The following is a 16,556-nucleotide window of genomic DNA, read 5'->3' as shown; positions in this document are numbered from 1 at the left end:
CAAATCCTTGGCCTTAGTCTGCATGAAATGCGCTTATATGAGGGCAATAGACATTCAATTTCTGAAATTGAATTGGGTAATGATGTTCCAAAAACAATACAGGATGCCCTAGGGGACGAATTGACGGAAAAACACACCACCATTGCCTCCTATGGTGGAGTTGGTGGGGGAAGTGGAAACATGCACCACGGGCATGGATCTAAAAAGGACGAAACCGATATTGACGCCGAGCGATTTTTCAGGGTTGTGGCCGATACGGTTCATGAAAAATTCTCCAAAGAATCTGGACTACCACTCATCCTTGCTGCTCTTCCGGAGCATCATAATCTGTTTAACAAAGTTAACAAAAACCCGTTTTTGCTTGAAAGCGGGATTACACTGAACCCCGATGCGCTTACAGCCGACAAGCTTGCCACAATGGCGTGGGAAGTAATGGAACCTGAATATAATCAAAGGCTAAAAAGCTGGTTTGAAAAAGCGCGTCAGGCAATTGCCGACCAAAAAGGTAGTGACTTGATCAGTGATATTGTGGCTGCCGCAACAGAAGGCCGGGTAGAAACCTTGTTAATTGAATCAGACCTGATTTTGCCCGGTAAAATAGTGGATGAAGTCAGCGGACGTGTGGAAACAGGCAAGCTTTCAGATCCACAAACAGATGATTTGCTGGATGACATTGGAGAAATAGTTGAGAAATTGGGTGGAAGGGTTTTAGTAATACCTTCTGACCAAATGACATTTGAGTCAGGCTGTGTAGCAATTTACAGGTATTGATCACAGACTTATTAGCAAAGCATTCAGAAATTAAAATATCAGAATTATGACCATTCAATTTAACACGGATAAAAATATCACAGGCAGTCAGGAAAGGAGCGCGCCGCTTATCGAGCTCCTTACTGCTGATCTAAATAGGTTCAGTAAGCATATCACCCGTTTAGAAGTTCATCTTTCGGACGAAAATGGGCATAAAGAGGGCCAAAACGATATTCGCTGCCTAATCGAAGCCAGGCTCGAAGGTAGGCAGCCAATTGCTGTTTCAAACGATGCAAACGAAGGATTTTTGGCTGTCCGTGGTGCTAGCGAGAAGCTTAAAAATGCTCTCGAAACGGTTATTGGAAGAGCCAGGAGCCATTAAATTCTGACTATCGCCCCGTTTGTGAACACTCACATCCGGGGCATTCTTTTGCCGACATTGACAAGCTTAAGCCGAGCTTCAAAATAGCAAAGGGTTCATTTTAGCCAACCAGTCTTACACTTTTCAGCTCACTTACAATTATGGCAAAGACAATCTACCCAAACCTTTTCCAGAAATTCTTCCAGTCCAGCTCATCAGGTGGTATTCTCTTGATGGCCTGCGTAATAGTCTCCCTTCTTATTGCCAACTCCGGAGCAGGGCGTGGCTTTGAAGAACTGTTGTCCACGCAAATTGGCAGCGAAATGGCTGGAATAAACTTGCGATACCCTGTATTGCTTTGGATAAATGACGGGTTAATGGCAATTTTCTTTCTGTTTGTAGGCTTAGAAATTAAGCGGGAAATGATAGAAGGGGAACTTTCATCTATTAAAAAGGCCTCTCTTCCCATTTTGGCAGCATTAGGCGGAATCTTTCCCCCAGCCTTAATTTATCTGGCATTTAACGCTGGCACTGTCACTGCCAATGGCTGGGCGATACCTATGGCAACAGACATTGCTTTTGCCCTGGCGATTATTTCCATGCTGGGAAAACGAGTACCATCATCTTTGAAAATTTTTCTTTCAGCACTGGCTATCGTCGATGATTTAATAGCAATCCTGGTTATTGCTGTTTTCTATTCTACTGATATTCAATTTATTTACCTATTATATGCGTTCGGTATTTTTGTTTTGCTTTTAATATTTAATAAGCTAAATGTTACATCGCTAGCCGCATATCTAGTTCCAGGGCTCTTTATCTGGTACTTCATCCATCATTCGGGGGTACATGCCACTATCGCCGGAGTGCTGACCGCTTTGGCGATACCAACCAATAAAAATGCAGCTGAATCCCCTTTGGAAAAATTAGAACATGCGCTGCTTAATCCAGTCAATTTCATCATCATGCCCATTTTTGCACTGGCTAACACCAACATCACCTTCGAAGCAAATATGGTTTCCGGGCTTACAACAACGCTGGGATTGGGTATAATCGCCGGGCTTGTTATTGGTAAAACAGTAGGCATAACCCTTTTCTCATGGCTTGCTGTCAAGATTCGGGTTGCAAGGATGCCTGAACATTCTACATGGATGCACATTATTGGCGTAGGGATGCTTGGAGGAATAGGCTTTACTATGTCCATATTTATTGCCCTGCTTTCTTTTGCTGGTAATGAATCAATCCTTTCACAGGCAAAGTTCGCCATATTAACTGCTTCGGTCATTTCCGGATTGATAGGTTTTCTCTGGTTAAGAAAATCAGGAAATGCATCAGGCAACTCGGCGGATCAAATTCCTGAAATATAAATACATTAATCACGGCTTACAGATCATCTGTCATATCTCAGCGCGCTAGACATACTCCCCCGAGCTGATCCGCTACTTTATCAGGAACATACCATCCATATTACCGAGCTGGTGGTTGTGATCTCCTTAATGGGTACAGGATTAAAAATTGACCGGCCCTTTTCACTTAAGAATTGGAGCGGGCATGAACGATGGGATGGCGTTTCCTTTTACGTGGCTGGCTATTGCAATAGCCATTGCTTTACCGGGAACTATGGTAAGCGAGCCACTTCTCTCATGAGAAAGAATTATGGTCGATTACTGCATTCATAGCCCTACTGTCTGTTTTAGTACATGGACTAACCGCCACCAAGGTAATGGCCCACCTGAAAAAGTATTTTGCTAAATAATCAAAGCGTAAGTTGAAGGCTTTATTAACCGCGCTGCCACAGTGATAGAATCACAAAAATAACACGGTTTGATTTAGCTTACAGAATGTAATATTTGAAAGAGTCAGTATATATTCCAGCAATACTTGCTTAAAAATCTATTGTTCAACATCAGCATACCCATCTTCGTTACAGGCCATTTGTGGCACGCAATATGTACTGATAATACTGTCCACAAGAAAATTCAAATCTATCTGTCGATCTTTGATTCTGCCTAATAGAGCTGTATTGCATGTTTGATCGTATTCTTTTTGAAGATCCCTTATTTCATTGATTCGGCGAGCAAGGCTATATATTGTCATAATAGTCAGATATGTCTTAAAAGAATGTTAAAGTAAAACGATTTGGTTCGCCAGTTTAAGCGGGATTAGATTTTATAATAAAAATCTAATTTGTTATCAGACTGGGCTGCGAGCATAAATATCTCTTAAAGTGTAAACACTCATCAAGCCTGTTCTTGGGTGGGCACCCAGGATTTCCATTCACAGGTTGTCCAATGGTCACGTATTCCTATTATAAGTTCACGAGAATAGTAGCTACCAAAAGCACTACTTATCTATTCAGTGCTTGTTACGGGTATACAACTTAGCTGACTTTCATACAAAGTGATAAGCGGCTAATACGGGGATGATCTTCAGTGGGGTTGTCTCATATCCTTGTCACTAAAATTCGTGAAGTCTGAATAATCCCAAGCGGTAAAGTGCCCCCTATCAATATTAACCCGAAAGATTGCACATCCAGCGTCTGCAAGGAAAGCACTTGTTTCAATAATGGAATAAAATAGGTAGCCAGCAGGATCAGAATGCATAAACCTAGCGCCACCCAGATGAATTTATTGCGTGTAATTTCATTTCGCAAAAGACTGCTTTTCCCGGAGTACAAATTGAAGACATGCAGTAACTGCGCCAATGACAATGCATAAAAAGTAACTGTGTTGCCTTCCTTGTGGCTTAATCCCAGCTGACTGGTTCCATACCAGAAAACACCCAGTACACTAATTGTTATAGCCAGCGCATAATAAACAATCCGCTTCCAGTCTTTCATCTCAAGAACCGGCTTTTTGGGGTCTCTCGGTGGCGAATGCATCAGCTTGTCGTTTTCTTTTCCAACGCCTAGTGCGAGCGCGGGAAATACATCGGTGATGATGTTGATAAAGAGAATTTGCAGGGGCAGCAATGGATTACCTACATTGAGAAAGCCAGCAAACGTGACCACAAAAATCTCACTCATGTTACAGGAGAGCAGGAAAACGATGAATTTCCGGATGTTTTCGAAGATAACCCTCCCCTGCCCGATCGCTCTGACAATGGAGCTGAAAGAATCGTCTTTTAAGACCATATCGGCTGCTTCTGCTGCTACGGCCGTGCCGCGCAAGCCCATGGCAATACCAATGTCTGATTTTTTCAAGGCCGGCGCATCGTTTACACCGTCTCCGGTCATGCCGACGATGTCGCCGCGTTTTTGGTAAAAATCGATCATATTCAGTTTTTGTGCCGGACTGACCCGCGCAAAAACCCGACATTTGAGTATTGTATCCTGGTCTGTTTTAGAGGAAAGATCAAATGATTGAAGTTCCTTTCCGGTCAGAACAAGTTGTTCCTCGTGCCCGACCAGCTCGACCTGCCTGGCAATGTTCAGTGAAGTCGCCGGATGATCCCCTGTTACCATAATCACCTTGATGCCGGCACTACGGCAAGCCTGCAGGGCTGGGGTGACCTCTGTGAGCGGTGGATCCAGAAAGCCGATAAGACCCAGATAAATAAGCTTTTCTTCTTTAATGAAATTCCCGGAAGGTGCCTGCTCCGTTTCGCGGTAAGCAAAGGCAAGCGTGCGGAGCCCTTCGGCCGCCATTCGCTCCGAAATTTCGAGCTCTTTCTGTCTTTTAGTATCACTTTCCCAAAAACAAAGCTCAGATACTTCCTCAACAGCCCCTTTCACCGAAATATAATGCATCCCTACAGACTCGTGCAGCGTTCCCATGATACGCGTGTCTGAACTGAATGCCTCTTCCGCTGTTCTGGTATATCTCGAACTAAATGCTTGTAGATCAATACCCGATCCCTCAGCGAAACGCAGCAGCGCAATCTCTACCGGATCACCCATTTGTTTTCTATCCGACTCCCCGGAATTCAGCTGGGCATTATTGGCCAGCGCCCCTACCCGGGCCAGCAATTCGAATTCCTTTGAACTGGAAAGGTTTAGATCGTCGCCGGTCAGTTCCATAGCTTCCCTTCCGTCCTTGTCCGGGTGCAGAGTTACAAACAGATCTCCCGCCGGAAAATGCAACTGGCGCACTTCGATCATGTTCTGGGTCAGCGTGCCGGTTTTATCCGTAAAAATCACATTGGTCCCTCCCAATGTTTCTACGGCCGAAAGCCGCTTTACGATCACTTTCTTTTCTGCGAGCCTGAGCATCCCATAGGCCAGGGCGACTGTTGCTACCACCGACATTCCTTCCGGTATGGCTGCAATGGCAAGCGCAACTGCAGTTTCGATCAGTTGCTTGGTTTCCTCGCCCCGCAGCAAGCCGACCACCAAAAACAACATCGCCAGCCCCACCGTAATCCAGATCAGTACTTTGGCTAGTGCATCAAGTTTGGCTTCAAGTGGTGTTGCCGTGCGTTTTGCCTGGTGCACCATCGCGGCAATCCTGCCCAATTCCGTCGCCTGGCCAATGCTGGTAACAATGGCTTTCGCATTCCCGTTGGTAACAGAGGTTCCTTTAAACAGTCGGTTGTGCTGGTCGCCCAGGGGCGCATCGGCAGCCGACGGCTCTGTGCTTTTTGCTGACGGGACAGATTCGCCTGTTAAGGTAGATTCGTCAACTTCAAGTTGATTCGCCTGCACAATATTGGCATCCGCCGGCACCAGGTCGCCCGCCTCCAGCATCAGAATATCACCTTCGGTAACGTCCTCGGAAAGGATTTCCCTGATCTGCCCGTCGCGGAGAACCCGGGCGGGCGTGGTATCCAGTTTGCGAAGCGCCTCCATGGATTCGCGCGCGTTGAATTCAAGTATGAATCCGGTCGCTGCATTGATGACAATGACAGCCAGTACGGCAAAACCTTCGACTGTATCCCCCATTAAAAACGACACGATCGCTGCTGCTGCGAGTATCCATACAATCAGGCTGTTAACCTGCCGGAGCAATATTGCCCAGATGCTCTCGGGCTTTTCCCGGCTAAGCTCATTGAGTCCCAGACGCTGGTTTCTGAATTTGGCTTCCATTGTGGAAAGACCCCTTGCAACATCCGTTTGAAGGGTTTCGGCCAATTGTTGCACGCTGATTTCTTGATAGGCTTTGGCCATACTATTAAAGGAAACTAGCCCGTTGCTATGTCTTTGATGATCTTACTGCGTTTTGCTTCGTCCAGATACTTGACCCTGTCAATGCGGGTTACCTTTACGGGTTTGATCCCGCAGAATTCCAGTGTCGCTTTCCTGATGGCTTTGATATCACTGTTGCCATACTGCCACCATAACCAGATCGCGGGCGCGTCCGAAGTTGTGATAACATGAGCTGACCTTTTGCCCAGGTATTTGTCCCAGAATGGATCCTTTTCATGGTATTTGAAACCAAATCCCGGAAGCAATGCCCTGTCTAAAAGCCCTTTGAAGATCGCGGGGACCGAGCCCCACCAGACCGGATATATGATCACCCATTTTTGGCACCATAAAATATTTTCCTGCGTTTGCTGCAAATCCGGTTCCAACTGCTGAATAACGGAGTACCCTTTCCAAAGAACCGGGTCAAACTGCATTTCACCTATATTCTGCCTGCGGACCTGATGCCCCGCCAGTAACATTTTTTGCTCATATGCGTCAGCAAGCCGCCCATTAAAACTATTTTTATCAGGGTGAGCCAGCAGAATGTAGGTATTCATGAAATATGATATTTGGTGATTGACATCCCGTTATACGGGATCCTCTTTTAGTTAGTTAAATTCCATCTACTCCAATCAAAAAATGCAAAAGTCAAATCTCGCGCATTGTTGGGCCTCCCTTGCAACTTTATTTAGTAACTGCGTCTTACCTTCATTTCAAATAAAAGATCTGCGAAGATATTGACACTCGTAGGCAGATTAATGGACCTGAATGTCCTTTCGATATGATATTCGTCATGTTTAACTTGCCTGCTGAGAAGCCAAGATTTTCATGTTGCCATCGTCTTGATTTATAAATACCATGAGCTGATAGAAGTCATCAGACGTTAGTATTTTCAATCGGCCCTCCGGCGTACTTGGAAAGCATTATGCCCAATCTTTTCAGTAATGCCTTGAAGTACCGACATCCCGCTAGGGCTCCAAAAATCGATATTGACACGGTATGCACCGATACCCATCTGCAACTACGAATTATGGATAACGATGTTGGAATTGATTTGCAAAAACACGGCAAGGACCTATTTGGAACGTACAAAACTTTCCATGGCAATCCAGATGCCAAAGGTTTAGGGTTGCTTATTACAAAATTTCACTTTCTGTTGCGGCCAGTAAACTGACGTAAATCATATCATCACCCATTCTCCATCAGGTTATTCGAAGCTTGTATACGGTTACTTTGATACAGAATCGATAGATAACCATGCGCTCCCTTACCCTGATATTCGCCTTATTGTTAGCTACTTGGATCAATCATAGCCTGATTGCACAACCGCAGCTCAGTTGAAAATATTCCAGGCTTACAGCTTACCATTCTTTTTTGCTCACCATTAAACCAGGAGAAACTTATGAAAAAGATTATTGCCGCCCTTGATGGCCTCAAATACGCAGAGAGCACTGTACAGTTTGCCATTCAGATTGCCCGTGAAACCCATTCGCATCTCGTTGGTGTATTCTTGGAAGATTTCAGCTATCATAGTTATTCCATTTATGAACTGGCGCCCCGGCGGGAACCCTGGGAACAGGAGCTTCGCAAGCTTAATGAGCAAGACCTTGTTTCAAGGGCAGAATCAGTAGAAAAATTCACCGCGCTTTGTCAAAAGGCCGACATTGAATTTAATATCCACCATGACCGGAATTTTGCATTGCCAGAATTATTGCACGAAACGGTATACGCGGATCTGCTGATTATTGCCAAAAATGAAACGCTGTCCCCGTTCCCCCAAGTGCCACCCACCGGCTTTCTTCGTGATCTGCTGGGTGATGTCCAGTGCCCGGTGCTGGTAGTACCGGAAGATTTCGAGCTAGTTGATAAGATTGTATTGTTATACGATGGGCAGCCTTCTTCCCTGTTTGCGATCAAGATGTTCAGCTATTTGTTACCGTTCATGAAAATGCTTCCAGTGGAAATACTAACCGTTAAACCACAGGATGAAAACCATCAAGTTCCGGACAATCGCCTTATGAAGGAGTTTTCGAGAAGGCACTTTCATAATGCCAGCTATCACGTCCTGCATGGTGCTGCCGAACAAGAAATTGTGAAGTATTTAAAAGAAAGTGAAAAACCGCCACTGGTAGTATTAGGGGCATATCAGCGAAACCTGGTGTCGCGATGGTTTCGCCAAAGCATGGCAGATGTGCTAATGGAAAAGTTGGATAGCCCCCTTTTTATAGCACATACATAAGCTTAACCGGGCATTTTGCCCGGGCATAATCTGTGACCTGTTGCATAAGGATGTTGCCTGAGCTAACTCAACTGCAAATTCAAGCCCACGTAGCGCTGGCACGGAAAAATCACAGGGTACTAATATTGTTTTCATAGTCAGGGTTAGTTAAGATTAGTCAGTTTTAGGGCAACCGGCAGCTTACAGCCGGTAGGGTACTTATCATACTCAGGCTTTATTGAATCTAAAAAACCAAACTTTTAACCAATCGGCCGTTATCATGTACGCAGCCAGGATGCCGAGCAAAACCAACACCTGCTGCCCCTCGATACCCGTAAGGCCCAGCGCAAAGGCTGCCGGAGACCATGGGAGGTAAACGGCCAGTATCAGCGCAATAACCGTGATGACCAGCAGCAAATTGCCAGGCTTGCTTTTAAAAAAGGATACTTTGGTTCGAATTACCAGCAAGATCAACAGCTCGGTAATCACCGATTCAAGGAACCAGCCTGTACGAAAGGCAGCCCCGGTCAAACGAAAGTGAAAATAGAGCGCGTAAAACGTCAAAAAATCAAATAGAGAACTATGCAGCCCGAAGACGATCATAAAATTCCGGATTAATCGCATGTTCCAACGGCCGGGCGAAGCTAGCTGCTGTTGATCTACATTGTCAGAGGCGATTGCCAAAGCGGGTAAATCCGTGATGAAGTTTGTAAGCAAAATCTGCTTGGGAAGCATGGGCAGAAAAGGCAGTAAAAGTGAAGCCGCAGCGACACTGAACATATTACCGAATGTGGCCCCCGTGGTGATGAAAATGTATTTCATTGAGTTGACAAAAGACTTTCTCCCCTCCTGGATGCCATCGGCTAGTACAGAAAGGTCCTTTTCCAGCAGAACGAAATCCGCAGCCTGTTTTGCCGCGTCCACCGCATTGCTTGTAGAGATTCCCGCGTCCGCCGCGTTGATGGCGGCGACATCATTAATGCCATCACCTATGTAGGCTACCACTTGTTTTGCCGCTTGAAAGGCTTTCACAATGCGAACCTTCTGATGGGGCTCAATTTCTGAAAATACATCTGTTTTTAATGCTCTATTCAGCAATGCTTCCGGTGACATCTGGTTCAACTGGTCACCTGTCAGGATCTGCGGCTGGCTGATACCCAATTTTTGCGCAATATGCGCCGCCGCATAACGATTGTCCCCGGTAATAATCTTAAACTGAACCTGCATTTCTCCGAGCCTTTTGATAGAGGAGATGCTGGATTCCTTTAGTGGATCTTCCAATAGCAGATAACCCATAAATGTCATCTCTGTCTCGTCCTCGCGGCTCATTTTATCTCCCCCAAACTGTTTTGAAGCGATACCCAGCACACGATAGCCTTCCTTGGACAAACTTTCAAAACGATCATTGATATCACTTCGCATCTTTTCATCCAGCTGCTTTAAATCTCCTGTCTGCGAATGCACAAATTCGCAAACTTGGAGAATATTGGCCAGGGCCCCTTTACTAATAATGGTTGCCTTCCCTTCAAAGTCCACCAGCACGCTAAGCCTTTTTCTGATAAAATCATAAGGTATTTCTCCGAGCTTGGTATAACCACGATCATCAACATTCAAGGCACAAATTGCCTGGTCGACAGGGTTAGTAAAACCTTTCTGCATAGATGCATTCAAAAATGCAAACAACCGGACCTGATCATCCGGCTGCCCATATACGTTGACAAAATCTTTCGCCACCACGGTTCCCTCAGTAATCGTCCCTGTTTTGTCGGAGCACAAAATGCGAACCTCGCCGAAATTAAAAATGGACGAAAGCTTCTTGACGATCACCTTCTTTTTCATCATCCTTGCGGCTCCTGACGACATGGCTACGGTCATAATCGCAGGCAGCAGCTCAGGCGCCATCCCAACTGCCAGGGCAAGGGAAAACAACAGTGAGTCTAAAAGGGGTTTGTGGAAATATATATTTATCGCAAAAATGATCAGCGTTAAGGCGGCCGTAATTTGTAGCAGGAAGTAACCGAATTGTTTGATGCCCCTCTCGAATGCTGTTTCGTGCGTATCTGAAAGGCTGGCGGCTATTTTACCAAAAACAGTGTCATTTCCGGTATAAACTGCTACGGCCGTTCCTGTTCCACTGACAACATTGGTACCTTGCCAGAGGCAGTTTAAAGTTTTCGCAAGAGGGGCGTCCTCGTCGGCTATGCCCGGCATTTTTTCAGCGGGATAACTTTCGCCGGTTAGGCTGCTCTCATTCACATGGAGCTCATTACTTTCAACAATCCGGCAATCTGCAGGAATAATGTCTCCGGCCCTTAGATGAAGAATATCACCGGGTACAATTTCATTTGTATTGACCATCTGCTCAACCCATCTCGAACAACAAGGCTTTTGATTTCGATCATTTCCCGGAGTTTTTCAACCGCTTTGCCAGCGTGAAACTCCTGCCAGAAACTTAGCAGTCCCGTGACTACAAGGATGAAAAAGATGATCAAAGTATCTGAAACCTCTCCGAGAACAGCTGAAAGCATAACGGCGATCACAAGCAAGAGCACCAGCGGGCTGGTAAATTGCCGAATGAATATCCTCAGGCCTTTTTTGAGCTCTGATTCACCAATATCTTTTTTTGAATTTTGCTGTTGTCGCTCCCTGACGATATCATCCTTCAAACCATGTACATTACTTTTTAGTTGGTCAAAAACCATCTCTATTGGCAGGCTGCGGATATTCTTTACGTACATGATTTAAAACATTTAAATTTTGACATGCAGGATTTAAATGTAAAGTTCATCAAGTGATAGCCCGGCATTTATGATGCTGGTCAGTTAAGAATATGAGCTCGACAGATAACTTAGAACTGGTGCCGTCGAACCCCTGCTCGGTGCCTTAGTAAATGCAACCTTAGGTTATGCTCATATCAGCAAAACTCTCGGCCAACAGAAGATATCTGACTGACCACACTTCTAAAACGGTATGACCTTCGTCATTCTCTTGCAGGCCTGCTGCTACGAGCTTTGTAACATACTGACTCAGAGCATAAACTAATCTATCCTATGAAGACGATCTTAGTACCCAGGCTTTCTTGAAAAGCTCCTTAACCCATCTATGACAAAGAAATTAACCGTAGATACCCAAGTCCCTTTATTAGTTTACCACAAAGAGTTTGTTGAAAAGAAGTTCAAAGCACCGATGGTGGATTGATCAGAATTATAATCTGGGATAAGCCCCATCAAGGCATTAAAGTCCACGATCCTCTTATTTTATCCTGCAATGGACTTGCTCTGCAACTAACCAAAATTCGACCTCATGAAAAACATCCTGGTTCCCTGTGAGTTTTCGAAAGCCTCTGAGCAGGCGCTTCGATTTGCTATTGAAATTGCGGCTTTAAGCCAAGGAGAAGTAACTGTTTTACATGTTATCAACCTCACGCCCGGCTACATTGAGACCCTTGAAACAAATCCATACTATGTCAATTCAATGTCAATTCTCGCTGAATTGAAACGACAAGCATTTGCCGATTTCGAAGAATTAAAGCAAAAGTTAAATGCCGGGAACGTTGTTGTCAAATTCGTTATTGAGCAAGGCCTGCTCAATCATGCAATCTTGAAATCCATTCACAAGCAAGATGCTGATCTGGTGGTAATGGCAACCAGCGGCGCGAGTGGGCTTAATGAAATTCTGGTAGGCTCCAATACCGAAAAAATCGTGCGAAGCTCTCCCGTCCCGGTTTTTGCCGTTCACAAAAACCAGAAAGTCGAGCAAATCAGGAACATCATTTTCCCTACAACCATTGAATTGAATAAGAGCGCCTTGATCGAAAAGGTGAAAGCGTTGCAAACTTTTTTTAATGCGAAGCTTCATTTGCTACATGTAAAAACACCGGAATTAAAGCGGAAAGATCAGGAACTGAAAATGGCTTTGGAGAACTTTGCGCGATTTTACAGTTTGAAGAACTACACAACGGTTGTCAAGCAAGCCAAAACAGAAGAAGAAGGAATTATCAAATTCGCCCGGCAGCTAGAGTATTCGATCATCGCAATGTCTACCCACGGACATACCGGCTTAACACACCTCATGCTGGGAAGCATCGCCGAAGATGTTGTAAATCATTGTCCGGAAGCCGTCTGGACATACACGGCGCACGAGATTTAAATTTATCTTCCTAATACAGAAATTCCCTATCAGAAAACATGTGATTAAGCACATTATAAGCAAAGCGTGTCCGCCATGGGCTATCCCTCTACGAACGTCACGTAAAATGTGACGGATATTTTACTGCATCTGAAGAAAAGGCACCCTTGCATTGAACGGTTTACCCCCTGGCGGATTTGATCTGCCAATTTTTGAAACCGTACTTAACCGCTTTACAATTCGCGGCTCCATAGTAGGCACCAGAAAAGATATGCACGAAGCGATCGATTTTGCGCTGGATGGCAAGGTAAAAGCAACTGTTTCTACGGCTCGCTTGGAGGACATTAACGACGTTTTTACTGATATGAAGGCAGGTAAAATTCAGGGACGTGTTGTGATGAAAATTGCCGATGCCTGATCTGATCGTCACACCCACATCACTGCTTGCTGGGAATTGATTGAAGCTCGTAATATTTTGCCAGACAACTGTCTCAAACTTACTATCCACGACGGAAACAAGCTTTTGGAGGTAATCCACGGATGCTTTGTAGGCTCGCCCACCGCCAATGATGATGTTGAATGCAACGGTAAAGCCTAATTCGTCGCAGAACTCTTTGAATGGAATGTCGCGCTGGATAAGCGCCGAATTTGTTCGGACTCCTGCGCTCCAAAGTCCATATAGATCCGCTCAAAATTGCTTTCCTCAAGACTTTCCATATAGCCCAGGAACTTGTCACGCACAGAAGCACACAGATCTATAAACGTTGTAATAAATTTTGTTGAGTAACTTACATGAACAACCCTGTAAGTTATCCACTCACTTCCCGGCAGATTTACATAAATTGCTTTTTTAACCAAACATTCTTTCTAAATGGCACATACTACCTCCAATCCTAAGATTCACGAAGGACGCAATCTGAAACGCTTCCGCGAAATGCTTTCCATCAAGCAAGACGCCCTCGCATTTGAGCTTGGCGAGGACTGGAACCAGCAAAAAATCTCCCTGCTCGAACAGAAAGAAAAGATTGATAATGACATTTTAGAGCAGGTGGCGGCGATTTTGAAGATTCCGGCTGAGGCAATTCGGAATTTTGATGAAGAGAAGGCTGTGAATATTATTTCAAATACATTCACTGAAAATACCATTGGCAACTCTTTCAATTATGGCACCATTCACCTACATCCCATTGAAAAAATTGTTCAGCTTCATGAAGAGAAGATTGCACTGTATGAACGGATGTTGAAGGAGAAGGATGAGATGATGGGGCGGTTGGAGCGGTTGATTAAGGAGAGCTAGAGATGTCTTTTAGAAGATTATTATTCACCTCAAATGCATCGAGGCCGCCACTGAGAGGACACTCCTGCTCTCGCAATTGAGTCGTCATTTAACAGGTTTGTATTTTACCAATGCTCTTTGCAGTACTTTTTGAAGCACTTGCATCAAAGAGAAGTCAGCGTAAATTGTCTTAGTAAACTCAGCTTAAAACTGATACCGCCATTCGACAAACCCCTCATTGTGAACCTCAAAGAACGATCGGAGATTGATCTCATTCTTCCAAGGATCATATTGTTGGCCGAGCACGGGCGATAGGCGCCGGATTATTGGAAAGTCTCCTCTCAAGTTGGTCTTTCCAGCCCAAAAGTTTGCTGACAGCTCATTCCTAACATTTTCAGGAAGTTTATCGAAAAGGGCCAACAAATGATGTCCTTCAACATAGAGCCCTGTAAGGATTAGAATTAATGCTTTGAGATACAACTCAAACGACAAAAGAATATCAGTAGCTCCAACGGCCAATTCGTAATTATTAAATTGGGACAGTTTGTTTTCTCGTTTTGCCCTGGCATATCGTAGCGCTATCCTGTAACCTATTTTGTAAAAGGCATCAGCAGATCCAACAATTGCTTCCAGGTCTCCTATTTCAACCTCACCATACTTGTTCTTCTTCTTGCTCATACATACAGTTCGTGTCGATGTTCTGAGGCCTGTTGCGCAGCGAGACCTAATTTACAGTTAAAACGAAACTAAATTAAACCGAGCGTAAATTCAATTACTAGTTTAAGGTTTATATTTTCTATAAAGAAGTAAACTAAGCCAATTTTAAAACCGATCAAATAAAGCGCACTTACTCGCAGATTTCCATAAATTACCTTTACAAAAAAAACTCTCCGCAAAATGCTTTCTATCAAGTAAGACGCTCTCGCATTTAAGCTAGGCAAAGACTATCTGCATAGACTCCGATCAACATATGTTTTGTTTCCATTCCCATTGATGTAGTAGCAACCTCCTCGTGGCCCTGTTATATAGACACGGCGTGAGGGTTTGTAGGTTGGCGTGTTATCATCATTCGATAAAGAATATCTTGCTTTATTCATTCTGGGCGAGCTAATAACAGGTTGTGCAATGCTCGACACAACTCGGTCTTTTTGCCTAAGTTCTTCCTTTAGCTGGTTAATGTAGTTTAATAGATATTGATTCTGTTCGTTTTTACTTTTTATATAATCATTTTTCATTTTTAATGAATCCAACATAGAGGAAAGCTTATTTAAGCATGCAAATTTATCCTGATCTGCTTTCAAGTATTTTTTTTGCAAACCGGACAAGCTGGCAATTTCAATTTCCATATTTGAAATCTTCTCTTGCTGAGCAATAACAATTGCTTTTAATTCACTTTTAGAATACCGCTGCTTTTGAGCGTAAGTAGTTAGTGCTATGAGGATGAGGAGAAGCGTATAGCTATATTTCATGATATTGGAGAGTATTTTTATAAAAATACAATTCAAACCCGAAATCCATACAATCACATCAATTGTAAAATGAGCACTACCTCCCTGCTAGCTAAATTTTCACTACGAAATAACGCTTGGGGCTCGAAACCACTAGTCTACCATCTCAAAGAACACCACCCCTACCCGATCAATATGACCAATTAGCTGCTCATTTTCAATCTGATGATAAATCACCAAATCAATCTTATAGGGAAGCAGCAAATCATCCAGTTCCATTTCTATTTTAAATTGATCTGACAATGTGAGGCTTTCGCCTACCATTACTAGATCAATGTCGGAGCCATTCCGGAAATTTCCTTTCGCCCGCGATCCGTACAGGAGTACCTTATTCACCAGAGAGTACTTTTTAAAGACCTCCTGAATGGCAGCGATGGTATTTTCTTTAAGTCCGTAATTCATGCTCCTTCAAATATGCTGCCTTGGCTTTTAAAGTTTTTCTTCCATAGCACCTTTAAAAGCCAACAATGCAGGTAGATAGTCATCTAAAATTTTTCTGAAAATCGCATCAGCTGTTCCCTCGTTGTACGTATGTGAGGTTTGATTTCGGCTTTTGATCATTTCCATCCATAGCTCGCCATCTCTAATTAGGTCCGCAGCAAAAGCTGCCCTGGTTGCATCTTTGGACCCCAATACCTTTATGTCGTCTACATGCAAAAGGTAATCCTTCATGACATTCCAGGCCAGCTCGTGCGTATATTCAAACCGCTGGATAAGTCCTTCCTTAATGATATCATCCAAAAATTCATCCTTATCTATATTTCCAGCCTCGTCCAAAGGATAATCCGCTCTGATCTTAGATACCGCCTGATCTAACTTTTGCAATGCTTTGAGATAATTGCCAAAGCGCTGCTCCCAACGAATGTCTTGCTCGTTCATAATTTATAATCTCAGTTATCTCAGATATATAACTAACTTCTTATCACTTTGAAATCACTTCCCGATACAATATGTATTAATTATTCATAATCAATGCTTTAAACGCATCAAGGTACAAAAAGGGTACAAACTGGCGATTAATGTGTAAAAAGGTTCCAAATTGTTGCCTGTCATTTTTTGGACTTGTACATATCGAACAAGTACTCTTGAATATGGATGATGCCTTCATACAACATCTGTACTCACCTTCAAAAGTAACAATTTTGTGTGTTATGCTTCACTGGTCAATTTTACATAAATCTGCCGGTGCAACTACC

The 16,556-nt window shown here is 43.9% G+C and carries 16 protein-coding genes; 8 read left to right on the top strand and 8 right to left on the bottom strand.

What is annotated here, in order from left to right:
• From ACTIE6_RS00625 to nhaA, 3 genes are all read left to right on the top strand, one after another.
• Window positions 1-771: baeRF3 domain-containing protein (locus tag ACTIE6_RS00625; RefSeq protein WP_439554786.1), on the top strand; the 771-nt coding region annotated here is incomplete at its 5' end.
• A gap of 46 nt (window positions 772-817) precedes the next feature.
• Entirely contained in the window at window positions 818-1,132 is a 315-nt protein-coding gene (locus tag ACTIE6_RS00620; protein WP_439554785.1) for an HPF/RaiA family ribosome-associated protein, read from the top strand.
• Between the two features lie 140 nt (window positions 1,133-1,272).
• Window positions 1,273-2,475 (top strand): Na+/H+ antiporter NhaA, encoded by a 1,203-nt coding sequence (gene nhaA / locus ACTIE6_RS00615; protein ID WP_439554784.1) that lies wholly within the window; start codon window positions 1,273-1,275, stop codon window positions 2,473-2,475.
• 1,076 nt (window positions 2,476-3,551) lie between these two features.
• On the opposite strand, the gene ACTIE6_RS00610 is transcribed toward nhaA, so the two are convergent.
• Both ACTIE6_RS00610 and ACTIE6_RS00605 read right to left on the bottom strand, forming a co-directional pair.
• Window positions 3,552-6,212, bottom strand: a complete 2,661-nt coding sequence (locus tag ACTIE6_RS00610; protein WP_439554783.1) for a cation-translocating P-type ATPase — start codon at window positions 6,210-6,212, stop codon at window positions 3,552-3,554.
• Window positions 6,213-6,226: 14 nt separating this feature from the next.
• On the bottom strand, window positions 6,227-6,787 hold the full coding sequence (locus tag ACTIE6_RS00605; protein ID WP_439554782.1) for an NAD(P)H-dependent oxidoreductase: 561 nt from the start codon (window positions 6,785-6,787) through the stop codon (window positions 6,227-6,229).
• A 356-nt stretch (window positions 6,788-7,143) separates the two neighbouring features.
• Here ACTIE6_RS00605 and ACTIE6_RS00600 point away from each other — a divergent pair, with 356 nt between their 5' ends.
• Window positions 7,144-7,404, top strand: a complete 261-nt coding sequence (locus ACTIE6_RS00600; protein ID WP_439554781.1) for an ATP-binding protein — start codon at window positions 7,144-7,146, stop codon at window positions 7,402-7,404.
• A gap of 228 nt (window positions 7,405-7,632) precedes the next feature.
• Window positions 7,633-8,469, top strand: coding sequence for a universal stress protein (locus tag ACTIE6_RS00595; RefSeq protein ID WP_439554780.1), 837 nt, complete (start codon window positions 7,633-7,635; stop codon window positions 8,467-8,469).
• Window positions 8,470-8,676: 207 nt separating this feature from the next.
• Here ACTIE6_RS00595 and mgtA read toward each other — a convergent pair whose 3' ends face one another.
• Both mgtA and ACTIE6_RS00585 read right to left on the bottom strand, forming a co-directional pair.
• Entirely contained in the window at window positions 8,677-10,806 is a 2,130-nt protein-coding gene (gene mgtA, locus ACTIE6_RS00590; RefSeq protein WP_439554779.1) for a magnesium-translocating P-type ATPase, read from the bottom strand.
• Window positions 10,761-11,186, bottom strand: a complete 426-nt coding sequence (locus tag ACTIE6_RS00585) for a cation-transporting P-type ATPase (protein WP_439554778.1) — start codon at window positions 11,184-11,186, stop codon at window positions 10,761-10,763. Before ACTIE6_RS00585 ends, mgtA begins: the two co-directional genes overlap by 46 nt.
• Window positions 11,187-11,751: 565 nt before the next feature.
• On the opposite strand from ACTIE6_RS00585, the gene ACTIE6_RS00580 reads away from it, so the two are divergent.
• The 3 genes from ACTIE6_RS00580 (at window position 11,752) to ACTIE6_RS00570 (ending at window position 13,873) form a co-directional block, all read left to right on the top strand.
• Complete coding sequence (locus tag ACTIE6_RS00580; protein ID WP_439554777.1) at window positions 11,752-12,597, top strand: universal stress protein; 846 nt, start codon at window positions 11,752-11,754, stop codon at window positions 12,595-12,597.
• A gap of 151 nt (window positions 12,598-12,748) precedes the next feature.
• Entirely contained in the window at window positions 12,749-12,994 is a 246-nt protein-coding gene (locus tag ACTIE6_RS00575; protein WP_439554776.1) for a hypothetical protein, read from the top strand.
• 453 nt (window positions 12,995-13,447) lie between these two features.
• Window positions 13,448-13,873, top strand: a complete 426-nt coding sequence (locus ACTIE6_RS00570) for an XRE family transcriptional regulator (protein ID WP_439554775.1) — start codon at window positions 13,448-13,450, stop codon at window positions 13,871-13,873.
• Window positions 13,874-14,056: 183 nt separating this feature from the next.
• On the opposite strand, the gene ACTIE6_RS00565 is transcribed toward ACTIE6_RS00570, so the two are convergent.
• The 4 genes from ACTIE6_RS00565 to ACTIE6_RS00550 all read right to left on the bottom strand — a co-directional run bounded on the left by ACTIE6_RS00565 (window position 14,057) and on the right by ACTIE6_RS00550 (window position 16,239).
• A complete protein-coding gene (locus tag ACTIE6_RS00565; RefSeq protein WP_439554774.1) occupies window positions 14,057-14,530 on the bottom strand; it encodes a hypothetical protein in 474 nt (157 codons plus the stop codon).
• 266 nt (window positions 14,531-14,796) lie between these two features.
• On the bottom strand, window positions 14,797-15,321 hold the full coding sequence (locus ACTIE6_RS00560) for a hypothetical protein (protein ID WP_439554773.1): 525 nt from the start codon (window positions 15,319-15,321) through the stop codon (window positions 14,797-14,799).
• A 132-nt stretch (window positions 15,322-15,453) separates the two neighbouring features.
• Entirely contained in the window at window positions 15,454-15,762 is a 309-nt protein-coding gene (locus ACTIE6_RS00555) for a nucleotidyltransferase domain-containing protein (RefSeq protein WP_439554772.1), read from the bottom strand.
• A gap of 27 nt (window positions 15,763-15,789) precedes the next feature.
• The gene (locus ACTIE6_RS00550; RefSeq protein ID WP_439554771.1) at window positions 15,790-16,239 is read right to left on the bottom strand and encodes a nucleotidyltransferase substrate binding protein; all 450 of its coding nucleotides are present in this window, start codon (window positions 16,237-16,239) and stop codon (window positions 15,790-15,792) included.
• Window positions 16,240-16,556: the final 317 nt, after the last annotated feature.

This window comes from Dyadobacter sp., assembly GCF_051859145.1.
GTDB lineage: Bacteria > Bacteroidota > Bacteroidia > Cytophagales > Spirosomataceae > Dyadobacter.
Note: the sequence above shows the minus strand (reverse complement) of the source record. Positions and strands in the feature narration are given on the sequence as shown.